Below are 23,096 nucleotides of genomic sequence, written 5' to 3' on the forward strand. Positions count from 1 at the left end.
CAACGGTTCGGAGACGGGAAAATGTCTGACATCACCACGGTCGAACAGCTCGAAGCCCTCTACGGCCTGCCCGGCGAAGCGTCGACGGTCAAGGAACTCGACCACGTCATTCCCGAATATGCCGCCTTCATCGAAGCCTCGCCTTTTGTCGCCCTGGCGACGAGCGGGCCGGAAGGGCTGGACTGTTCGCCGCGCGGCGATCTCGCCGGCTTTGTGCGCATGCATGACCCGAAAACGCTGATGATGCCGGACAGGCGCGGCAACAACCGCGCCGATTCGCTTAAGAACATCATCCGCGATCCTCGCGTCGCGCTGCTGTTTCTTGTGCCGGGTTCGGGCACGACGCTGCGCGTCAACGGCCGCGCCCGCATCACCACCGACGCCGCGCTTTGCGCCTCCTTCGCCGTCGAAGGCAAGCCGGCGCGCTCGGTCACCGTGGTCGATGTCGATTCGGTCTATTTCCAGTGCGCCCGCGCCATCGTTCGCTCGGAGCTGTGGAACCCGGCAAAGCACGTCGACCCGAAATCGCTGCCGACACCCGGAACAATCCTGGAAGTCACCAGCCGCAAGAATATCGATGCCGGTACTTACGACAAGGAATGGCCGGAGCGGGCGAAGAAGACGATGTGGTGAGGTGGGAGGCGCGTGGATCGAACGGCTCAGGTATCCTTCAGCACGTCATAGATCTTGCGCATCTGTTCGCCGATCATATCGCACTGTTCCGCTGTCGACTGGCTCATCGCCTTTTCGATCAGCGCCATATGCACCTTCAGCGCCTTCATCAAAAGCTCCGTGCCGGCCTCGGTAAGCGTCAGCCGCAGCACGCGCTTGTCCTTCTCATCGCCTTCGCGGCGCAGCAGGCCGCGCGCCTCGAGCTGCGGCAACAGCATGGTGATGTTGGAGCGGCCGACCAGCAGCTTGCGGGCGAGATCGTGCTGCGACATGCCGGGATGGCGATAGAGGTTCATCAGCACGTCGAGCTGCGCCGGCTTGAGATCCAGCGGCGCCAGCTTTACCGCCAGCGCACGCTCCAGCACATGGCAGGCGCGCGCCACCGCGACCCAGTTGCGAAAGCGCGGGTTGTCCCAGGGCAGCTCTTGTTTAATGTTCATGTTTGAACTATTATGTTCATGCTTGAACGGAATGGATGGATCGCCACTATGGCATCATTTGGACTGAAGGTCATCCGGGGCGTGTTCGGCGCGGCCGAGCTTGTGGCGCCGCGTCTGAGCGGGCGCGCGGCCTTCGAACTGTTCTGCCGCACGCCGAGCGTGAAGGCGCTCAGCGACGGCGAGCGGCGTGCGGTCGACCGCGCCGCCGGCTTCATGGCCGAGGCGCGCCATCATCGGCTGACGACCAAGGCCGGCTGCGTCATGGTGCACGAATTCCGGCCCGAGCCGGGCAGGGCGTCCGCCGGCACGGTGCTGGTGGTCCATGGCTGGCGTTCGCGCACGGAATATATGCGGGCGCTGATCGAAGGCTTTCGCGATGCGGGCTACCGGGTCGCCTCGCTCGACCTGCCGGGCCATGGCCAGTCGCTGGGCCGTCATCTCAATATGGTCAATGCGGTCGAGGCGGTCAGGGTCGCCAGCGAATGGTTCGGTCCGTTCAAGGCGATCGTCGGCCATTCCTTCGGTGGCGCCGTCGCCGCCAATGCCATTGCCGGTTCGATCAGGGGTATCCACCCAGTGGCGACCGAGCGGCTGGTGCTGGTGGCCGCGCCAAGTTCCCTGCCGGCGATCTTCGCCGACTTCAGCCGCATGCTCAACGTCGGCCCGCGTTCGCAAGTTTCCATGGCCGATCAGGTGAAAAGGTTGTCGGGCCGGCCGCTGCACGAATTCACCGGCGATCGCCAGCTGGCCGAAGCGCCGGTGCCGACTCTGGTCATCCACGCGCCGGACGACCGCGAAGTTCCGGCCGACCATGCCAGGCGCTACGCCGGCGCCGGCAGCCATGTGCGGCTGCACTGGGCCGATGGGCTCGGCCACCGTCGCATTCTCGCCGACAAAGGTGTCATCGAACGCGCTGTGACCTTTGTCAAAAACGAGCGCGAGCCGATACTGCATTGATTCAATCGGTGTATTGTCCGACACCGACAACGCCGGAGCGGTGAGCTAGCCCTTCTTCTTGCCGCCCGGCTCGACGGGCAATCCGGCCGCCTTCCAGGCGGTATAGCCGCCAAGGATGTGCTTGACCGGCGACAGCCCCATATCCTGCGCCGTCTTGGTGGCCAGCGCCGAGCGCCAGCCGCCGGCGCAAAAGAAGACGAAGCTCTTGCCCGAGGCAAAGAACGGCTTGTGGTAGGGGCTTTCGGGATCGATCCAGAATTCCAGCATGCCGCGAGTGACATGTTTGGCGCCGGGGATCTGGCCGTCCCGCTCGATCTCGCGTGGATCGCGCAGGTCGACGAAGATGGTGTCCTCGTCGTCGAGCAGCCCGGCCGCTTCCTCGGGCGAGACCACCTCGATCTCGGCATTGGCCTCGTCGAGCAACTCGCGATACCCTTTTTTCACGGATGATCCCTCCCGGCGCATTTCGCCGCCGACTGGATTTCCAGCACAAGCTCCGCGCTTTGTCACGCTGTTCCGACCAGCCCCTGCCACGCCGCCATCGCTCCGGCCACTGTGGCCATCAGCGCGTCGCACGAGGCGCCGTCGCGGGCCTGGATCGACATGCCGTGCTGGACCGTCGCATAGAAGGTCGCCGCCGCGTTGCTGTCGAAGCCCGCCGGCAATTCGCCTTCCGCCACACCGCGTTCCAGCCGTCTCAGCAAGAGGGTGTGGTTTTCGGCGCGGCGGCGGCGCAAATCATCGCAGATCGCGCCGCTGCTTGAATCCTGGTGCAGTGCGCCCAGCGCGATGAGACAGCCCTGCGGGCGGTCGTCCTGAGAGTACGCTTTTGCCGTCTGGCGCAGGAAATTCTCGATCGCCTGGCATGCCGTCGGCGCTTCGTCCAGCGCGCTCCAGATCTCGGTGCCTTCGTTGCGGGTGTAATACTCGGTCGCTTCCAGAAACAGCGCCTCCTTGCTGCCGAAGGCGGCATAGAGGCTGGGCGAGCTGATCCCCATCGCCGCGGTCAGGTCGGCGATCGAGGTGCCCTCATAGCCTTTGGCCCAGAACAGCTCCATCGCCTGCCGCAAGGCGGCGGTTCGATCGAAGGTGCGGGGACGGCCTCTTTCCGGCATGACGATCTTTTCTGTGTTGATCGGTACATAATTCACTTGACGTCGCCAGGCAAGGTTGCCAGATATTTATATATCGATCGTTACATAAACGGAGAAATGACATGTCAACGAACGGATTGAACGGCAAGGCAGCACTGGTCACCGGCGGCAGCCGCGGCATAGGTGCTGCGATAGCAAAACGGCTAGCGGCCGATGGCGCCGACGTCGCCATCACCTATGTCAACAGCGCGGCGCCGGCCCAAGCTGTCGTCGCCGAGATTATAGCGGCAGGTGGTCGCGCGATCGCCATCCAAGCCGACAATCGCGACGCCGCCGCCATCGAAGGCTCGGTCGCCGAGGCGGTGAATGCCTTCGGCCGGCTCGACATCCTGGTCAACAGCGCCGGCATCTGGCGCGCGGCGCCCATCGAACAGATGTCGCTGGCCAACTTTGACGAGACCATTGAGGTCAATCTGAGAGCGCCGTTCGTGGCCTCGAAGGCGGCAGCGGCTCACATGGGCGAGGGCGGCCGCATCATTTCGATCGGCAGCAATCTGGCCGAGCGCGTCACCGACACCAGCCTCAGCGCCTATTCGACCAGCAAGGCTGCGCTGGTCGGCCTGACCAAGGCGCTGGCGCGAGACCTCGGTCCGCGCGGCATCACCGCCAACGTCGTTCATCCCGGTTCGACCGACACCGACATGAACCCGGCCGAAGGCCCGCATGCCGAACACCAGCGGCGGAAGATGGCGACGCCCCGCTTCGGCAAGGCTGACGAGATCGCCGGCATGGTTGCCTGGCTCGCCGGTCCGGAAGGGCGCTTCGTCACCGGCGCCGCGCTCACCATCGACGGTGGCGCCAACGCCTGAAGCAGCAGCCGCTTTGACCGGTCTGGGGCGGCAACGCCGCTCCAGACGTCACGATGTTGTGAAACCGTTCTGCAACAGGCCCGCGGAAATTTATGGAAGCTTAACGAAATCGGTATGAATCGGTATAGTAGCGCCTTACATCCGCCATGCGGTTGGCAAGATCGTCTAGCGGCGCGGAACGGGAGCCGGCTTGCAGCCGGAGCGGGTGATTAATGAAATTCCTCGGAAATAAAGCCACCGTGATGCCGCTTGCAGTGGCGGCAGCACTGGCCTTCGGTGTGCCGCAGGCAAGCGCGCAAGGCCTGTTCGACATGCTGTTCGGCGGTGGCGTCAAGCACAGGCCGCAAGGCGAATTCCCGCCGCCGCCAAAGCGCAAGCCGAAGCCCGCCGTATCGGGCGGCGGCGGCACCAGGATCAGCAGCCCGTCCTACTACACCTACAAGGCCGACCGGCTGGTGCGCGTCGACTTTGCCGCGTTGGTGGCAGCACCTCCCCAGGTGGCAACAGCTGAAGACGCCGCCTTTGTGCCGTCGGCGACCAGCACTGCCTTCCGCGAAGCCGTTGCAGGTCTCAGTGACTATGAACTCTATGCCGAGCCCGATATCGCCAAGGCACTGATTGCCTATTACTCTGCCAATCCTGATTTCATCTGGGTGAACGAGGGCAATCCCAATGCCCGCGCCCAGGATGCGGTGCGGGTGCTTGGCGAAGCCGCAAGCTATGGTCTCACGTCGGCCGACTACACGGTCGAGGTGCCGGCAGCCAACGCATCGGCAGTCGATGCCGACGCCCATCTGAAGGAACTCGTCCGCTTCGAGATGGCGCTGTCGGCGCGCGTACTGCGCTATGCCCGTGACGCCCAGAGCGGGCGCGTCGATCCCAATCGCATCACCGGCTACTATGAATTTCCGCCGAAGCCGGTCGACATGGAAGGCGCGCTCAAGACGCTGGCCCACACCCAGGAAGTGCGCACCTACCTCGAATCGCGGCACCCGCAGAACGCGGAATATCAGGCGCTGCGCGTCGAACTTGAATCGCTGCAGGCGAGCGCCGAAAACGAAATAGTCGTCGATCCCAAGCTGTTGCTGAAGCCCGGCGAGACCAGCGCCGAACTGCCGAAGCTGCTGACGCTGATCGCGCGCAATCTCGACGACGAGATGGGCGGCGCCTATGGCGAGATCCTGTCTCGTCTCGGCACCAGCGATGTCTATGTTCCCGAACTGGTTCCGATCATCAAGGCCGTGCAGGTGAAGGCCGGCATGAAGGGCGATGGGGTCATCGGCCCGCGCACCGTCGCCTCGCTCGCCGGCGCATCCAAGGCAGACAGGCTGCAGAAGGTGCAGGTCGCGCTGGAAGAATTGCGCTGGATGCCGTCCGATCTCGGCAGCCCGCGGGTGTTCATCAACCAGCCCGCCTTCACCGCCAGCTATATCGACAATGGCGAGGAGAAGCTGAAGACCCGCGTCGTCATCGGCCGGACCACCAACCAGACCGCCTTCTTCTTCAAGGAGATCAAGCAGGTCGATTTCCATCCCTATTGGGGCGTGCCGCAGTCGATCATCGTCAACGAGATGCTGCCAAGGCTGCGTGGCGATCCGGGCTATCTCGACCGTGCCGGCTACGAGGTGACCGACTCGCGCGGCAGGCGGGTTCCCTCTTCCTCGGTCAATTGGGGCGCCTACGGCGCCAACATTCCCTACAGCGTGCGCCAGCAGCCGAGCGAAGCCAATGCGCTGGGCGAACTGAAGATCCTGTTCCCCAACAAGCACGCCATCTACATGCACGACACGCCGCAAAAATCCTTCTTCCAGCGCGATATGCGGGCGCTCAGCCATGGCTGTATTCGCCTTCAGGATCCACGTGGGATGGCGGCGGCGGTGCTCGGCGTCTCGGTCGACGACATCGCCGAAAAGCTCAAGCACGGCCATGCCAGCGAAGACGTGACACGCACGATTCCCGTCTATGTCTCCTACTTCACTGCCTGGCCGGACCTGTCCGGCAAAGTCGAATATTTCAACGACGTCTACGACCGCGACACGCGGCTGATGCAGGCGCTGGACGCGACCGAAGCGGTGCGTTCGCCGACGAGCTGAACCAGCGGAGTTCCTCGTTCAACGAAACGAGGAACTCACTTTGTCTCTCTGGTTTTATTAGATTTTTGGCCGATAGACGGTCGCCCGTTTCCTGCGATCAGCGCTGGATGAGCGGACGCCGGAAGCCGGCGTCGCGGCCCGCGATCAGCCAATAGACCAGGCCGGCTACGAGGCCGGCGGCGGCGATGATGCCGATATCGGCCCAGCGTCCGGCATCCTCTTCCGCGGCCGGCCAGACCAGGAAGAAGCCGGCTGCAGCGGCAGCGGCGCCAAACAGCATGTGCACCAGGAAATTGCGCAGGGCAAAGAATTCGGCGAGCAGCGCGAAGATCAGCGTCTGCAGGCCGGTCAGCACGATCGTCAGGAAATAGACGACCATGCCGAGCGGCGGCCACAGCAGCACGACAATGGGCGAAAATTGCATGGCGCCGAAATAGTCCGGCGCGTTGGGCAATACGGCGAGTGCGCAATATATCGCCACGACCGCGAACAATCCGATCAGCACCGAAACGAAATAGCCGGCAAGCATCATCAGGATGCGCTTCAAAACATGCTTAACCATGGCCATGCACCCCCGTGCCCTGCAACTGTTACGCGCACTCAGCCATCAAAGGCGGATCGGCGCAAGAGTGCATCCAGCAGTGCTCTGCGGCAAATCTTCAGGCGCCGCCGCATAGATGTTGTGAATCCGGCAAAACCCATGTGCCTTTTATCGTGAGGTCGACGCCGTAATAGACCCGCCCGCGCTCGTCGCCCTGCGGACAATCCCTCGGGATCGATATCAGGCACATGACGACAGGATCGCCGGCTTTCGAACTGGCAAGGCCAGGCTCCCGCTCGTAGGAAACCCCGGCGCCGCCATTGCTGAACCGCGCCAGGCTGCCGGCTTCAGGGCCGGCGGTTTCCAGCGGGTCGTCGCCGAGCCGCGTCGTCAGCGCGGTGATGTGGGTCAAGGCGCATTGGCCGATCGACGAGGGCAGGGGCTGGTCGGGGCTGCCCGGATGGCGGGCCGCGGTGTCGAGCGCCTTCTTGCCGATCAGGGCGATGTTGTAATCCTGCACCCAGGACGGCGCATTGCCGTAGGTCTGCAGCGCATTGTTCTGGGCGCTGACGATGCAGGCGGCATCCTGCCCGCAGGCGTTCCTGTCAGTGATGAGCGCACGGGCGATCTTGCGCTTGTCGCGGCCAAAGGCTGGCTCGAAACCCGTAAAGGCCTTGGCGACCAAGGCATCAATTGCCGACAGTTGCGGGTCGGCACAGATTGCCTTTTCCACCGGCAGGCTGGCTTTGCGGCAGTCGAAGGACGGCCCGTCGGCACGCGCTGGACCAAGGCAGACCGCCCCGCCAGCAAGTGCGACGACAAGCGCAAACGAGTTGGCAATTCGATTGGAAGAAAGCATGGTCGCCCCGTTGTCCGACAACTGCCACCATTCTAGGCAAAAAACGCAGCGGACGGAATTGCCGAAGCGGTGTCGGTATCGGCGCTATTTCGGTTCGGCGGTCACGGGATCGAAGGTGATTTCGACTTTCGCCTTGTCGGCGGTGTAATAGGTGACGGTGTAGCCGTCCTTGTCCCAGTCGACCTCCTTCACATAGCGAAAGCCATCGCGCTGCTCGACCTTGGCGATGATTGCCGACAGTTTCTGGGCATTCGTCGGCGGCAGCGGGCTGTCATCCGCGGCAAAGGCCGTCGAGCCGGCCAGAAGAACGACGACACCGGTCGCCAGAACAAGATTTCGCATGATTACCCTCATTTCACGTTGGTATGAACCGCACCGGAAACTCGCAGGCAGCACAGTTTGTTCCGAGATGTGACGTCGCGCAGGTTCCGTGAAGCTGGGGATCGCCGCGATCAGAGCGACGGCACGCCAATATTTGCGCCAACCGCCGGCCAACCATGAGTGCTGCCACGGCCCGCGCTGGACAACCCGATGGTGGTAGAGCTTTGCCCAAGACCCTGCTAGACTTCTGGTCCTGGCGGGGTGGCATGGCGCGCCAACCCCGCCGGAATCTTCATCTCTTAGCGCGCGGCGAAGTGTTTCAGGAACGGGTCGTCGCCTGTGCTGGACCAGAACCAGAAAGGGAGCGGGGGCTCGAACATGGCTGTACGGAACTACACCCGTCAGCTGGCGACAATCATTTCTATCGATGCCGTCGGGTTCTCGAGGCTGATGGGCATCGACGACGAGTCTGCTGTCGCGGCATTCGAGGAACGGCGCGACATCATCGCCGACAGTTGTGGCACATTTGGCGGCCGCACGTTCGGCGACGCCGGCGACAGCATCATGGCCGAGTTCGGCAATCCGATCGAGGCGTTGCGCGCGGCCTTCGATTTCCAGGGCCGCATCGTCGCCCTCAACGCAGAAGTTACCGACGACATGCGCATGCCGTTTCGGGCCGGCATCAACACCGGCGACGTCATCGTGCGTGGTGGCCGCCTCTACGGCGACGACGTCAACATCGCAGCGAGAATCCAGGAATTCGCGCCGGGCGACGGTCTCGCCGTTTCGGAGACGACCTGGCACCATGTGAAGGACAAGACGGCGGCCGAATTCACCGATCTCGGCGAATTCATGCTGAAGAACATCGCCTTGCCGGTGCGCGTTCTGATCGCCGGCCGCAGCGGCAACGGATCCTCGCCGGCGGCGTCGTTCGCGGCCATTCCCCAGGCCAATGCGCAGCAGAAGCTGTCGTCCAAGGGGCCGCCGGCGATCGCCGTCCTGCCCTTCCACGCCGATGGCGGCGAGCATGACATCGGCTACATGGCCGACGGCATCGCCGAGGACATCATCTATGGTCTATCCAACACCAGATGGCTCTCGGTCATCGCCAAGGGCTCCAGCTTCCAGTTCCGCGACGACACGCTGGGCACCCGGGTGATCGGCAACGCGCTCGGCGCGCGCTACATCGTCAGCGGCACGCTGATGCGCAATGGTGGCCAGATCCGCCTCAACACCTCGCTGGCCGACGCGTCCAACGGGCGGCTGGTGTGGTCGCAGCGCTTCGATCGCGATCTGGTCGACATCTTCAACCTGCGCGACCAGATCGGCGCTGAGATTGTTTCGATCCTCGACAAGGAGGTCGACCGGGCGGAACAGGCACGCACCTTCCAGGTTCCCTGGGAAAGCCTGGAGACCTGGCAACTGGTGCGACGCGGCCGCTGGCACATGAACCGGCGCACCCGTGGCGACACCGAAACCGCACTCGAGTTCTTCCAGAAGGCGTACCGCGAGGACGCCAACTCGAGCGCCGTGCTCAATGAACTGGCGTGGTGGTATTTCTGGCGGGCATGGCTGCGTTTCGGCGACAGCGACGATTTGAACAAGGTCGAGCAGTTTGCCCGCAAGGCGTTGCTGGTGGACAGCCTGGATGCACGCCCGCACGCCCATCTCGGCGCCGTCGACATCATGCGCGGCGAACCGCGATCGGCCGTCGACCATTTCGAGGAAGCGATCCACATCAATCCGAGCTTTGCCTTCGCGCGCTCGGCCATGGGCAGCGCCCAGCTGCTGCTCGGCAATGCCGCGTCAGCGATACCGTTCTTTCTCGATACCGAGCGATTGAGCCCGTTCGACCTCTACCGCTTCCACAATCTGGGGGAACTGACGGCGGCCTATTGTTTGGTCGAGAACTGGCCGGCGGCGATCGCTGCCGCCGATCGCTCGCTCAACCTGTCTCCCGGCTATTTTTATTCCAGGTTCCTGAAGATCGGCGCGCTGATGCGAAGCGGCCGGCCGGAACAGGCGCGGCGCGAGATGACCATTTTCACCACCCGGCATCCTGATTTTTCAGAACAGCGTGTGCGCTGGATACCTTTCACCGACAAGGCCGCGAACGAGTTCCTCGTCGCCAATTTCCGACTGGCCAAATGAACATGGCGTCAATGCTGGCTGGAACATGGACCAACTGTGAAAAGATTCACATACGTGCAACCGATGCAAACCTAGGCGTTGAACGGCCGGCATCGCAATAACGTGGATAGCCGGGGGGCTTGAACGCGCATGACCGAACTGAAGTATTTCGACGCTATTCGCGCGGCCCAGAAAAACCAGCGCCCGCTGTCGGAAATGCCGCCCTTCGATCTCGGCCGGATCCGGAAGACAGGGCTGATTGCGCGCATCGTCGGGTCTCTGGCCGAAGACCCCCGCTGGGCGCTTTCCTTGTTGCGGCGTTTCCGGCCGACCGGCAAGCTCTTCGGTGTTCTCGTGGTCACCAAGAACGCCGATGTCCGCGACATATTGGAGCGCGGCGACGAATTCCAGACCCCATACGGCCCGGAAATGACCGAGCTTGCCCGGGGATCCAACTTCATCCTCGGCATGCAGGACGGCGCCGACTACCGGCGCATGAAATCGTCGGTGCTGAGTGCATTCCCGCCGGCCGAGGTCGAAGCCGCCGTCAGGCCGATCGCGGCGCGTCATTCGCAAGAGATCATGACGCGCGCCAGCCCCGGCTTCGATGCGATCTCCAAGTTGATGAAGATCGTCCCGGTGCACATCTGCCGCGATTATTTCGGCGTCGAGATCGACGATGAATCCGAATTCGCCGACTGGGCGATCGCGCTGAGTGCGCTGTTCTTTTCGGACCCGACGGCGAGCCCCGTCATGCGCGAACTCGCAGTGGTGGCGGGCGACCGTCTTCTCAAAGTCATCGATCGCTCCATCCAGTCGGCGAGGGACCGGGGCTTGAAGGCCGAGCAACCGCTGGCGAGGCTGGTTGTCCAGACGGATCAGGGCCGCCTGTCGCGGGACGACCTCAATTCGATCATGCTGGGCATGATCGCCGGCTTCGTCCCGACCAATGTGTTGGCCGCCGGCAATTGCCTCGACGTGATCCTGTCGCGGCCCGACGCACGGCAGGCTATCGATGCCGCATTGGCCGAAAACGATACCGCCAAGCTCGACAGGGCCGTCCTTGAAGCCATGCGCTTCAAGCCGATCTGGGTCGGCCCCTGGCGCTACACGGCCCGCGACGCGATCATCGGCAAGGGTACGCGCCGCGAGCGCCTGGTGAAGGCCGGCACGGTGGTGATGCCGGCGACGCTGTCGGCGATGTTCGATGCCGACGCCGTGCAGAACCCGGACCAGTTCGACACATCGCGCCCGTATCGCGACTACATGGTCTTCGGCCACGGCATTCATCAGTGCATCGGCGCCGAGATTGCCAGGATCCAGATCGGCGAAAGCCTGCGCGCCCTGTTCCAGAAGCAGGGCGTGCGCCGCATGCCCGGCAAGGCCGGGCGGATGACCCGCATCGGCGCCTATCCCGAAACGCTCAAGGTCGATTTCGAACGGGCAGAACTCTGCCGCACCGTAACGCAGTCTATGGTGACGGTGGTCTGCCCGGTCACCCGATCCGCGTCGCTGGATGCTGTCCGCGACAAGGTTGCCAGCCTCGGCAACCCGGCCGTCGAAGATATCCGCACCGCGCTCGACATTGCCGGCACCGTCCACTTCACCAGCCTGACCGTGGTCGGCACCGGCGAGATCGGCGCTGATTCCGGTCAGGAAAAAGGAGCTCTGGTTCTCGAGATTTCCGGTGACGGCAGCATCGACGATGTCATCGATGCGGTCACGCACGCCATCGGGCACCGGCTGCGGCCGATCTTCAAGGATGTCTGCGATCTGCGCGATGGCGGCGCATTGAACGATTTCCTGCGCAAGCACAATGTCGACATATCGCCGTCCTTCGGCAGCAATGCCGGACTGGTGTTTTCGGGCACGCCGGGGCACTCGGTCCAGCGTATCAAGGCCGAGCAGCAGCTTTTCGAAGCCGTGCGCGACATCGTCGAGCGGCCACGCAAAGGCGCCGGCAACGCTCCTGCCGTGCTCGCTGAAGTTCGCCAGCATGTCCAGTCATTAGGGACGTTTGCCTGGGCGTTCGAGCCGGCCGAGAGCCTGCTGGAAAAGCCGCCGGGTCATTGGGGCCGTGCCCTGATGACGACGTTGCTGGTACCGCCGGTCTTCGTCACGGTGGCGATCATCTGGGCTGCTTGCTGGTACATGACCTACGGTGTGGTGTTCGGCAGATCTATCGACATCAGTTCCCAGGAAATCTCCTTCACCGCCATAGCCGTAGCAATCACCTCACTTCTGTTGTCGGGACTTGGAGTGTTGGTGGCAGCGGCGCTGCTGGCGTTTTCGTGCTTGCTGGCGCTGCGACGCCGCGAGGACAGGGATCGGCCGGAAAGCACATCGATCGGCATATCTGAATTGAACGCGATACTCGTCAAGGAGGGCCACGCGGCACAAAACCATCTGACTGCGATTTCGACGATGAAGGCCGGCATTCTGCGGCGGCTGGCGCTCAGGTTTTCCTTCTACCTGATCTCGATAGCTGCCCAGAAGGTATTCAAGCCAGGCTTCCTCAACACCATCAACACCATCCATTTCGCCCGCTGGATACTGCTGCCCGGCTCCAACCGATTGATGTTCTTCTCCAACTACGGCGGCAGCTGGGAAAGCTATCTTGAGGACTTCATCGCCAAGGCGTCCGCTGGCCTCACCGGCGTGTGGAGCAACACCGTGGGCTATCCACGCACACGATGGCTGTTCCTGGACGGCGCGCGCGACGGCGATCGTTTCAAGCGCTGGGCGCGGCGCCAGCAGGTGCCGACCCTGTTCTGGTACTCCGCCTATCCCCAAATCAACACAGAGCGCATCCGGATCAATTCCCAGGTCAGGCGCGGCATTGCTTCCGCCGTCGGCAACGAGGCGCGCGACTGGCTGAGCTTGTTCGGTTCGCTACGGCGCCCGGCGAGCGAAACAACCACCGTTCAAAAGACCACTTCGCTGCTGGCCAATATCAGCTCTGCCTTTCCGGCGCCTCTCGAGCAGCAGCTGGAAACCGGCGAGATCCAGTCCATCTTCTTCGGCCCGCTCGGCCCGCTCGCTTATTCGCATATGCTTGCGATCCGGGTGCCGGACAAGTTGCCGGCGCCCAAGCGCAGAGCCTGGCTCGATTTCGTTGTCGAGCAGACGAGTTTCGGCGAAGGCAGGCCCGCCGGGCGAGCTATGATAGTCGCCTTTGGTCCCGGTGGCCTGCGGCAGTTTGGGCTCGACGAGGGTGTGGAGGGCGATCCACTGGAAACATTTCCGATCGCCTTTCGCCATGGCATGGGCAATCCCGAGCGTGGGCGCATACTGGACGACCGAGGCCGCGACGGCCCGGACGAATGGGAGTGGGGGTCGTTGGAGAACCCTGTGGACCTGGTCATCGTCTGCTATGCTGAAGACCCGGGACGGTTGAAGACCGAGATTGCCACCGTGAGACGAAAGACGACCGGTGCAGGCATGAAGGTCGTTGCCGAACTGCCGCTCGCCGTAAACCGGGGTCCGACCGACACGAAGACGAAATCGTCCGACGGGGCAAAGCGTGACGATCGGTCGGAACGTGGGCCAGCCTACGAGCATTTCGGTTTCGCGGACGGGATTTCGCAGCCGATTGTCCGGGGCACGACCCGCGCCAGCAGGGGCGCCGCGCCCATGCATCTGGTCGCGCCCGGCGAGTTCCTGTTCGGCTATCGTGATGAGCATGGGTTCTATCCAGCCTCGCCCTCGGTAAGCGCATCACGCGATCGGACCGGAATCCTTTCGCAGGTGCGCCGTAGCCGGCTGATTCCGGGCCTGCCGCCACCGCCGCGCGATTTCGGGCGCAACGGTTCATTCCTGGTTATTCGCCAGTTCGAGCAGCACGTCGACGTCTTCAACAACTACTGCAAAAAGGCTGCAGCCTTGGTCGCGAGCCAACTCGGCAACCAAGCCATCACGCAAGACTGGATTGCCGCCAAGATGCTCGGCCGCTGGCAGAACGGTAGCTCGCTGGTGCGCAACCCGGATCATCCGGGACGCGTCATCGACAACAACTTCGCCGCTGGCGCCGAGGATCCGCAAGGCCATCGCTGCCCGCTTGGTGCCCACATTCGCCGTTCCAACCCACGCGACTCGCTGGGTGAGGACCGCGATACGCAGATCAATATCGGCAAGCGCCATCGTATCCTGCGGGTCGGCCGTACCTATGAGAAGCAGGACGGCAAGAATGGCAAGGTCGAAAAAGGGCTGCTGTTCATGTGCCTCAACGCCGACATAGAGCGCCAGTACGAATTCATTCAGCAGACCTGGGTTTCGTCGGCCACGTTCCAGGGCCTCGTCGCTGAAAAGGACCCGACGATTGGTTCGCGCAGCGGTGATGGCAGGTTCACCATTCCGTCATGGGAAAAGGTCACGACGCTCCGTGACATGCCGCAATTCGTCACCACCAAGGGTGGTGGATACTTCTTCATGCCCAGCCGCTCGGCGCTGCGCTACCTGATTTCGCGGCTCTGAGTCTTAGCCGGGGCTGATTCGGGATCGGCGTCAGTCGTCGTCCTGCGATTCGGCGATATGGCGCAGCGCCCCGGTGTCGGTGATGCGCAGGCCGCCACGTTTGATGGCAATGAACGAGCGGTTGCGCCAGTCGTTGAGCGTCTTGTTGACGGACTCGCGCGTGGCGCCGAGGAACTCTCCGAGTTCCGATTGCGAGATCGGGATCCAGCCGGCGCTGTCGGCCATCACCTTGGCCAGGAAGACCAGGCGTTTGGCGAGCCTCGCCTCGATGCCGAAGAAGGCCTGGTCGCCGAGTTCGCCGCTGACCCAGCGCAGCCGGGCGCACAGAAGTTCGATCATCGCGCGTGCCAGCGGTGGATTTCTCTCAATGCGATCAAAGAGTTGTGTCCTGCTGAGCGAAACCAGCTCGCAAGCGGTCAGGCAGATGGCGGTGGCGGTGCGTGGCCGCCCGTCAAGCGCGCCGATCTCGCCGACGAGGCTGCGCGACAGCTCGATATTGGCCACCAGCTTCTGCCCGCCAGGCGAATAGATCGAGATTTCCACCGTGCCGCTCATCACCCCGTAGATCCGGTCGGCGGCATCTTCCTGGACGAACAGATGCTGGCCGGCGGCGTAGCGCTCGACCTTGCAGCCGCTGAACAGGATATCGAACAGCTTTGGATCGATGCGTGCCAGGCGCGGCAGATCGTTTCTGTCGTTTGGGCCGCCAAAAGCCATGTTCCAAATTCCCAATTGCCGCAATCGGCGAAGTTTAAGGGCCGAAGTCTAAGGCAAGAGTGCACCGCGTCAAAGGCCGGCGTTCATCCCTTGCGATTACGCCTTCTAAAGGCTTGGCGCAGTGGTCGCGCCCAGTGCCTGGCTCGTGCCGGGCGGAAAGCCGCCTGCACGCGCGGCGAGAGGAGCCGCGCGTGCAGGCGCCAACTGATAAAAATGGATAGGTGATAAAATTTCTGTAAAACCGAGCGGCCGCAATGGCCCTTCCACCCGTTGCGATAGGTGGGCGCAAACAGCGTGAGCGTCTGTGACGGAGATCACATACGGCATCGCTGAAATAATGCGAGCGTCATACATCGCGCGAGCGACTGCGGCAAAGAGACATGCCGACGTTGCACTCCGGTCATCTTCGACGCGAGTTGATTTGTTTCCTTGCCTGCCAATCAGAATTGCACCAGTCTAAAATGGGGCAATACAGTTCTTTACTTCGACAGAACCTTTGAGGGCGACTATGCCGGTCAGCAGAGAGCAGCGAATCCGTCAATATCTCGANAATATCTCGATTTCGTCACCGGGGGCGAGGGGACTGAATCGGTCCTCGGCAACATGGAGACGATGGCAGGCGGCCTGGAATCCCTTGCGCCTGCGGAAGCCGGCAAGACGGAGGCGGCGTTTGAATCGGCGCGCGCTGGCCTGGAGAGCCTCGCGCGGGGCGCCGAAGTCGCGCCCGAGCAGCTTTCCGATCTGGAAGCCATAATCATCCCGGAGTTGCGGCCGGTCTATGACATCAAGGATGGCACCTTTACGACGCTGACTTTCGACGGCGCTCCGACACCTGGCCATTCGCTGTGGACGAAGCTTACCAGCGAGGCCGCATTGAAGCAGCGCATCGAAGCCGCCCTGCCGGCGATCGGGCGTATCGAACTGTTGTGGGACACCAATATCCCTTACGGCGGCACGGGCTTCGTCGTCGGCCGCAACCTGTTGATGACCAACCGTCATGTGGCGCAGATATTTGCGGACGGCCTTGGCGACCGCAATGTGCAATTCATCAACGGCCGCGCCGCCGGCATCGACTTCACGCGCGATTCGGCGGCAGGAAACGTCTTCAAGATCCGCAATGTCCGGATGATCCATCCCTATTGGGACATGGCGATTCTCGAAGTCGAAGGCCTGCCCGACAACATCACGCCGCTGTCGCTCGCGGTCGCCGACGCGCGCGATATGCTGCGCCAGGAAGTCGTCGCCATCGGCTATCCGGCGTTCGACAATCGCAACGCGGTCGATGTCCAGAACGAGTTCATGCGCAATCGTTTCCAGGTCAAGCGCCTGCAACCGGGCATGCTGCAGGGCGGCTTCGATACGGAGAGTTTCGGCAAGATCGTCAGCGCGGCGACACATGATTGCTCGACCACTGGCGGCAACTCCGGCACCGCCATGATCAACCTCGCCACCGGCGAGGTCGTGGCGCTGCATTTTGCCGGCCGCTATCTCGAGCGCAACTACGCCGTGCCCACCGGCGCGCTCGCCAAGGACCAGCGTGTCGTCGACCTCGGCCTCAATTTCGCCGGCGCCGCCAGCGGCGGCCCCAACGATTGGGGCGCATGGTGGAACAAGGCGGACAGTGGGTCGCCGGCCGAGGGCGTAAACCTGGTTGAAGTCGGCGGCGCCCAGCAGATCCCGGGCGTCGCCACCCAGACGCCTCCATCCGGAGGCGTCGTCGTTTCGCCGGGCGGCAGCGTCACCTTCGAAGTGCCGTTGCGCATCACCGTCTCGCTCGGCGCAACGCCTGGCCATGAAGCGGTCACGGAATCGGTCGAACTGGAAGCGGCCAAGCCGACCCCTCCAGGCGGCGCATTCGTTCCCAAAACGGTCGCGGACTATGCCGGCTATAAGGGCTACGACGAAAAATTCCTGTCCGGCGGCACCAAGCTCGCGCCCGTCGTGGTGCCGATGCCGGAGGCCACCGACCTGTCCGTGCTGGCGCAGCTCAAGGCAGGGGGCACGCGGCTAGATTACCAGAATTTTTCACTCAAGATGCACGCCAAGCGGCGGCTGGCGCTGTTCACCGCCTCCAACGTCACCGAGGAGAGCAATCTGCGCGAGCCGGAAAAGGGCCGCAACTATTCGCGTGGCGGCCTGTTCAGCGAGCGCTGGTTCCCGGATCTGCGGCTCGACGACAAGTATCAGATCCCCGATGTCTTCTACACCCAGGATCAGGGCGCCTTCGACAAGGGCCATATCGTCAGGCGCGATGACGTGGCCTGGGGCAGCACCTTCGAGCTGCTGCTCAGGGGCAATGTCTGCTCCTTCCATGTCACCAACTGCTCGCCCCAGGTCGAAGGCTACAACCGCTCCGACAGCGGCGAGAAGAACTGGGGCGATCTTGAGAACCACGTCCTGTCGGAGGCGGCGAGCGAGCGGCTTTGCGTCTTCGCCGGGCCGGTCCTCGCCGAAGACGACCGGACCTTTGCCGGCAAGGGTCCCAAAGGCACCAGTCTTCGCGCGCTAGTGCCGCGCCGCTTCTGGAAGGTGGTGGTCGCCCGCGTCAGTGACGGCATCGCCAGCTACGGCTTCGTGCTCGAACAGGATCTGTCGGACACGCAGCTTGAGTTTGCCGTCTCCGACGAGTTCATCGGCGCCATGTACCCGCTGACCGAAATCTCCGAAATGACCGGCGTCAGCTTCGACCAGTCGCTGGTCGATGCCGACCAGTACGAAACGGTTCGCGGCACCGAAATTGCCATGCGGGCGGGATCACGCAAGCGGAAGAAGAACGGCTAGGGGAGCGTCCAATGACCCAGTGGACGCAAACGGAGCTGACCAGCCTCAACCGGATCCTCGCCAATCTCTATCCGATGATCGGCGATGGCGTGCGTGTCGCCAAAGGGGTTGGGTTGGCCACGTCGCAAATCGCCTTTGACAACAAGGCTATCAACAACTGGTTTGCGATTGTCCAGCGCGCAAAACAGGAAACCAAGGCCGATGACCTCGTCGCCTTTGCGCTTGATGAGAATCCCGGCGACGAGGCATTGCTGCAGGCAAAGCAGCATGCCCCGCCACCACCGGTCGAAGGGCCCGCCACTGCCAAGTGGAGCGGCGTACCAGGCCAGCTCGAAAAGATACTCGGCGACAAGAGCACGCTGGTGCCGATCAGCTATCTCGAACTCGGCCTTGTCAGGGCAAGATCGGTGGTGCGCATCAAGCGTGCGGATGGCAGCTCCGGCACCGGCTTCATGACCACCGGCGGGATCCTGATCACCAACAACCATGTGTTGCCTGACGATGCCTCATTGGCCGGCACGGTGGTCCAGTTCAACTATCAGCGCACCGTTGCCGGGCTCGACGCGCCGCTCGATCAGTTCGACATCGACACCGCCGTGCCTCTTCGTACCTCCAAGGACAATGATTGGTCCGCCGTCCGCATCAAGGGCGATGCCTCCAAATGGGGCGAGTTGGAATTGAAACCCATGACCGTCAAGGCCGGCGATCATGTCAACATCATCCAGCATCCCGGCGGTGCGCAGAAACAGATTTCGTTCGTCGCCAATGTCGTAGCCTTCGTCGGCGGCGGCCGCGTCCAGTATCTCACCGACACACTGCCGGGTTCGTCGGGCTCGCCGGTCTTCGACACCGACTGGAACCTGATTGCGCTGCATCACAGCGGAGGCTGGCTCACCGAGCCCAACGCGCCTACCAAAAGCACATACTATCGCAACGAAGGCATCGCGATCGACACCATCATCCAAGACCTCGCGGCAAAGCCTGTGTAGATGGTGAGCTATGCAGACCGATGGCGCAGCTCGATGCGCGGCGATTTGGGACTACGGCATGTAAATTTTTTCGGATGTGACGGTTTATAACGCCACACACCAAACACCAGGGAGTTCAGAGATCAGCGCCTATTTCGACCTCAGGCTTCAACTGGCTGATCTCTACCCATTGCCTCCCGATTGGTTGCAGGTAACCAAGGACGCTGGAATCGTCGCTGGCGCCATCAACCTCCAGGGGGCGGCGCTTACAGTCTGGTTCAACATCCTTGACTATGCGTTGACCAATAAACTGTCGCAGGCGCTTATGACTGCCGTCGTGGCGCAAAATCCGCAGTGCGCGGCCCGGTTCAAGGCCTATCTGGACGAACTCGCCGCGGGCCAGAAACCGACGGCCGAGTTGCCCGGCCTGACGACCGACGATCGGGTCAACACCGCGCTCGCAGGCTTCAACGCCGTCAACCAGCAGTCCAAGGACATTCAGGCCACGCTTGCCGCCGACAACGGCCTCACCAATGTCACCAGCCAGATCGATGTCCTCAAGACCTACAAGGACCTGCATGACCATCTGCAGAGTTTTCAATACGGCATCGGCAGCTTCCAGAACCTGCTGGTCGCCGCCCGCGACATGGGGGCCGACCTGGAGCAGGTCCGCGTCATGCGCAATTTCCTCAAAATATTGAAGCTCTTCTGTGTCTCTATCGGAGAGTCGGTCATGGAGCTGCCGGCGGGGCCGGCGCTTCACGATATCGAGCAGGCCTGGCTCGACGACCTCAAGGCGGCTGCGATCAAGTTGCAGGCTGCCATCGATAACAAGTCTCCGGACGCCTACGACGCGCTGTTTGACGTGCGCACCGTGCTACGCGTCGTGCCGTCGCGGCTCAACCAGCAGATTTTCGTCACGGCAAAGAACCTGCCCTTCGGACTTTTGGCCACCGGTCTAGATACGATAGCCGGCAAACTTCCTGCAGAAGAGCCGTCCGTGCCCTTGATCAAGGCCGCGCATGACGCGATCATGGTGCTGTCCTCGACCATCTATGCGCGCGTCGTCGAGCACAAGCTATGGCAGGACATCGACAACAAGCTGGCCAGCCTTACCGACATGATCGAGCCGATAGAAGGGGGCGCTGCGGCGGACAAGTCGCTGCCGTTCCAGTTTTCGCCGCTGTGGCGAAACCTGGAAGTGAAGGTCAAGGTTCTTGCCGACCTCGACCCCACTGGAGCGTGGCGGGAGACGCTCGTCGACTACTCCACCGACGTCAACGACCAGCTATCGCGCGAGACCGTCGATACCGCCTTCATCCTTGCCTTCGAAGCCTATCGGGACGAGGCCCAGCAACGCTTCGTCCAGGTCGATCTGGCGCTGAAAACGGAATGCGCCTCGATCGTCCGCGTCAGCACGCCTTTGCACAAGATCATTGAGGACCTGGGGCCATGAGCGATGAACTTGCGACAGGCACGGAGACCGAAACTCCGGCCGATTTTATTTCGCTGAGCGACATCCGGATCGCACATCTCGAGCTGATGCGCATCGCCAGCAGCAATGAAGCCGTCGACCCATCGATGAGCCGCAGCGACAAGGCCGGCGCCGAGACGACGGAAGCCAGCATCGACAACACGGCCCCCGATGCGCAGGCCATCCGCGACTTCCTGGCCAAGGCACGGCGCGCCGGCAGCACCATCGCGCGGGAATCCGACCGGCGCGCGGCGCAGCGCATACTCGATTATTGGTCCGCCGAACTAGTCACGCGGCCGGGCATCACCTCAGCCGACGTCAGCCCGGTGCGGCTCGCGTCTTTCGCAGGTGGCGGCGGCCTTGAAACGGTCGCTGTCGCGGCGGACGATCCGGGGTCGGTTGCAACGGATGCCATTGTCGGGCCGGCCAAAGCCGGCCCCACGGCCTCTGGGTCCAACGAGCAATCCGCTTCCGACGACGAACTGAGTTCGGACGAACTCACCGAGCGCTTTCGCATCCGCGTCGCCGCCCAGGCACGGCAGTGGAAGAACACCGGCTACCCCGGCTATCTCCTGCGCGGCGAAGCGCTGAAGGAGGCCGCCGAGCTTCCACAGGGGCCAGACATTGCCGAATTCGTCGAGGCGAGCGCCAAGGCGGAGACGGACAGCCAGAAGCAGCGTGATCGCAGCAAGAACATATTGATCGCGCTGTTCGCCATGCTGGCTGCGATCCTCGCTGGAACTACCTATTTCGCATTTAACCAGAGGAATTTCGCATTTAACCAGAGGAATGATGCCGTCATCGCGCGTGCCAAGGCCGAGTCCGCGGCGAACGACGTCGTGGAACTCAATAAGCACCTAAGCGCTGCGCTCGCGGACACAAAAAGCGAACGCGTACGAGCAGAGGCCGCGCGCGACGCTGCCTTGAAGAATGCCGAGGACGCTGCCAAAAGACTGCGTGAGCAGCAAGACACGCAGGCCACCTTGCGGTCTGCCATCGGGCTTGTAATCGACCAGCTCAAAGGCGGCGATGTGTCCCTCGAAAAGCTGACACCCGATTTGAAGCAGGCGGTGCTTGTCGAACTGGCCGGCCGGATCAAAAGCAGCGAGATCAGTCTCCGCGAGTTGCCGGCGCCGCTGCAGAGCGCACTTGAACCGCTGCTTGGCAAGTTGACCGACAAGCTGCCCAACATTCTCACGGGTTATAAAGTCGAGTTCATTCAGGCCAACATAGCCCTGCCCAGGCTGACCGGCGATCTGGCAAGCGATGCCTTGGCGAGGCCGCTGGATTATATCAACTACTCGCTGGTCATGGGCCGAAGCCACCGCATGGCCATCTATTCAGCGGTCAATCTGGACCGGTCGCAAAGGATGCCCTTGCAAGTCACCGGCGGCGGATTGAGCATTGATGACCGCCTGAAGCCCAGCGAACAGCCCGACGGCAGCTGGTACCCTGCTGGTCCCAACCCCCGCTGGCTGCCGGCGCAATTGGCCAACGCCAGCGACATCGCCTGGGGTGAGGAATTCACAAGCGATCCGGCAACGGCGGCGCTCAAACTGGCGCGGTATGCCGATGTCCTGCCCAACACGATGCCGCAGTCGCCGGCCTTCTACGACGATATGTGGGCGCCGCTCGAAAACTGGGTGCGCACGCAGCACAATCCGCTGGCCAATCAGGTGACCATCTTCAGCGGTCCCGTCTTCCGGCCCGCCGACCAGCCGGTCGACGGCGTACCGGCGCCGTACGCCTACTGGAAGCTCGCCGTCTCTTCCGTGCCGGCTGCCGAGAAGGGTGAGGTGAAGGAGCCGGAGCTCGTCATCGATGCGTATCTCATTCCGGCCGACGCCACAGGCGCGTTCAAGCCCGAGAATTACCAGCTCTCGGTTGCCGAGCTGGAAAAGGCAACGAGCCTGAATTTTGGCACTCTCATCGAATGGACGGATTCGGTAAAGAACCCTGGCCCGAATGGAACAGTCGCCGACGAACTGGCGGGGCGCGTCAAGCTGCTCGACAAGGCAAATGATGCACTGCTCGGCGAATTGACCGCGGTCCTCGGCAATCAGGATCTGCCGGTGCCCGAACGGCGCAAGATCGTGGCGGCTCTTGTCGAGATGGCCGGCCTGCGAAGCATGACCGGAATGAGCCCTGCCGGGCGCCTCAACGTGCTTGACGCGTTGCTCGGGGTTCCCTCTGACTTGTGGAACCGCCAGGACCCGGATTCGCTGCTTGTGTTCGCCGGTGCGCGCCGGGCGATTGCCGATCTCGCAATGTCGGCAGCCGAGGGCCAGGCGATCATTGGCGACCAGGATCGCGACGCGCTCAACACACTGAAGGATCGACTCGGCATCCAGCCCAGCACGCAAACGGTTTACGTCCAGTTCGCCGGCATGACGCGCGAGGACGCCCAGGCGCTTTCCGCAAAAATGCGCGCTTTGGGCTGGGGCATTCCAAACCCTGGCGAGGAACGAGTGGAGGCGGCAGCCGGCAAGAACGAGGTTCGCTACAATCCATACAACGACGCCGACCGCCGCGCCGCGGAACTGCTGGCCGCCGACCTGACCGCCGCCGGCCAGACGGTGACTGCGCGTGCGGTACCGGTCATCGGCGCCCACACGCTGGAGATCTGGATCAGCATGTAGCGGCGCCGAAAAGCCGGCAGCCGAAAAAAGCGGTTCGTCAAAAAGCCGTGATGCGCCGCTCAGATATA

The 23,096-nt window shown here is 62.8% G+C and carries 17 protein-coding genes; 10 read left to right on the top strand and 7 right to left on the bottom strand.

Annotation, left to right across the window (positions count from 1 at the left end; genetic code table 11):
• Nucleotides 1-21 precede the first annotated feature (21 nt).
• Nucleotides 22-633: a pyridoxamine 5'-phosphate oxidase family protein gene (locus tag X728_RS147005; RefSeq protein ID WP_023820733.1), complete on the top strand. Its 612-nt coding sequence runs from the start codon at nucleotides 22-24 to the stop codon at nucleotides 631-633.
• 26 nt (nucleotides 634-659) lie between these two features.
• Here the strand turns inward: X728_RS147005 and X728_RS147000 are convergent, their stop codons facing one another.
• Nucleotides 660-1,112 carry a MarR family transcriptional regulator gene (locus tag X728_RS147000; protein WP_023668997.1) on the bottom strand — a complete coding sequence of 151 codons (453 nt, stop codon included), beginning with the start codon at nucleotides 1,110-1,112 and terminating at the stop codon, nucleotides 660-662.
• 48 nt (nucleotides 1,113-1,160) lie between these two features.
• Between X728_RS147000 and X728_RS146995 the strand changes: the two genes are divergently transcribed.
• Nucleotides 1,161-2,069: an alpha/beta fold hydrolase gene (locus X728_RS146995; protein WP_023832164.1), complete on the top strand. Its 909-nt coding sequence runs from the start codon at nucleotides 1,161-1,163 to the stop codon at nucleotides 2,067-2,069.
• Between the two features lie 45 nt (nucleotides 2,070-2,114).
• Here X728_RS146995 and X728_RS146990 read toward each other — a convergent pair whose 3' ends face one another.
• The gene (locus tag X728_RS146990) at nucleotides 2,115-2,513 is read right to left on the bottom strand and encodes a rhodanese-like domain-containing protein (RefSeq protein WP_023682502.1); all 399 of its coding nucleotides are present in this window, start codon (nucleotides 2,511-2,513) and stop codon (nucleotides 2,115-2,117) included.
• Between the two features lie 62 nt (nucleotides 2,514-2,575).
• Nucleotides 2,576-3,184, bottom strand: coding sequence for a TetR/AcrR family transcriptional regulator (locus X728_RS146985; protein ID WP_023668995.1), 609 nt, complete (start codon nucleotides 3,182-3,184; stop codon nucleotides 2,576-2,578).
• Nucleotides 3,185-3,285: 101 nt separating this feature from the next.
• Here X728_RS146985 and X728_RS146980 point away from each other — a divergent pair, with 101 nt between their 5' ends.
• A complete protein-coding gene (locus X728_RS146980) occupies nucleotides 3,286-4,032 on the top strand; it encodes a 3-oxoacyl-ACP reductase family protein (RefSeq protein ID WP_023832165.1) in 747 nt (248 codons plus the stop codon).
• Nucleotides 4,033-4,244: 212 nt separating this feature from the next.
• Nucleotides 4,245-6,125, top strand: coding sequence for a murein L,D-transpeptidase (locus X728_RS146975; protein ID WP_023832166.1), 1,881 nt, complete (start codon nucleotides 4,245-4,247; stop codon nucleotides 6,123-6,125).
• A 97-nt stretch (nucleotides 6,126-6,222) separates the two neighbouring features.
• On the opposite strand, the gene X728_RS146970 is transcribed toward X728_RS146975, so the two are convergent.
• From X728_RS146970 to X728_RS146960, 3 genes are all read right to left on the bottom strand, one after another.
• Complete coding sequence (locus tag X728_RS146970) at nucleotides 6,223-6,693, bottom strand: hypothetical protein (RefSeq protein WP_023668992.1); 471 nt, start codon at nucleotides 6,691-6,693, stop codon at nucleotides 6,223-6,225.
• Between the two features lie 91 nt (nucleotides 6,694-6,784).
• Nucleotides 6,785-7,525 (bottom strand): lysozyme inhibitor LprI family protein, encoded by a 741-nt coding sequence (locus X728_RS146965; RefSeq protein ID WP_050589935.1) that lies wholly within the window; start codon nucleotides 7,523-7,525, stop codon nucleotides 6,785-6,787.
• 84 nt (nucleotides 7,526-7,609) lie between these two features.
• The gene (locus X728_RS146960) at nucleotides 7,610-7,867 is read right to left on the bottom strand and encodes a PepSY domain-containing protein (protein WP_023668990.1); all 258 of its coding nucleotides are present in this window, start codon (nucleotides 7,865-7,867) and stop codon (nucleotides 7,610-7,612) included.
• 357 nt (nucleotides 7,868-8,224) lie between these two features.
• Between X728_RS146960 and X728_RS146955 the strand changes: the two genes are divergently transcribed.
• Nucleotides 8,225-9,997 (top strand): adenylate/guanylate cyclase domain-containing protein, encoded by a 1,773-nt coding sequence (locus tag X728_RS146955; RefSeq protein WP_023832167.1) that lies wholly within the window; start codon nucleotides 8,225-8,227, stop codon nucleotides 9,995-9,997.
• Between the two features lie 129 nt (nucleotides 9,998-10,126).
• A complete protein-coding gene (locus X728_RS146950; protein WP_023832168.1) occupies nucleotides 10,127-14,449 on the top strand; it encodes a cytochrome P450 in 4,323 nt (1,440 codons plus the stop codon).
• Between the two features lie 30 nt (nucleotides 14,450-14,479).
• Here X728_RS146950 and X728_RS146945 read toward each other — a convergent pair whose 3' ends face one another.
• Complete coding sequence (locus X728_RS146945; RefSeq protein WP_023668987.1) at nucleotides 14,480-15,166, bottom strand: Crp/Fnr family transcriptional regulator; 687 nt, start codon at nucleotides 15,164-15,166, stop codon at nucleotides 14,480-14,482.
• Between the two features lie 612 nt (nucleotides 15,167-15,778).
• Here X728_RS146945 and X728_RS1000000167895 point away from each other — a divergent pair.
• The 4 genes from X728_RS1000000167895 (at nucleotide 15,779) to X728_RS146930 (ending at nucleotide 23,028) form a co-directional block, all read left to right on the top strand.
• Nucleotides 15,779-17,947 carry a DNA/RNA non-specific endonuclease gene (locus tag X728_RS1000000167895; RefSeq protein WP_196815088.1) on the top strand — a complete coding sequence of 723 codons (2,169 nt, stop codon included), beginning with the start codon at nucleotides 15,779-15,781 and terminating at the stop codon, nucleotides 17,945-17,947.
• Nucleotides 17,948-17,958: 11 nt separating this feature from the next.
• Entirely contained in the window at nucleotides 17,959-18,936 is a 978-nt protein-coding gene (locus tag X728_RS146940) for a trypsin-like peptidase domain-containing protein (protein ID WP_023832170.1), read from the top strand.
• Nucleotides 18,937-19,240: 304 nt separating this feature from the next.
• Nucleotides 19,241-20,371, top strand: a complete 1,131-nt coding sequence (locus X728_RS146935) for a hypothetical protein (protein WP_155923996.1) — start codon at nucleotides 19,241-19,243, stop codon at nucleotides 20,369-20,371.
• Entirely contained in the window at nucleotides 20,368-23,028 is a 2,661-nt protein-coding gene (locus X728_RS146930) for a DNA/RNA non-specific endonuclease (protein ID WP_023832172.1), read from the top strand. Before X728_RS146935 ends, X728_RS146930 begins: the two co-directional genes overlap by 4 nt.
• The last annotated feature ends 68 nt before the right edge of the window (nucleotides 23,029-23,096 follow it).

Origin of the sequence: Mesorhizobium sp. L103C119B0 (assembly GCF_000502235.1) — a bacterium.
GTDB lineage: Bacteria > Pseudomonadota > Alphaproteobacteria > Rhizobiales > Rhizobiaceae > Mesorhizobium.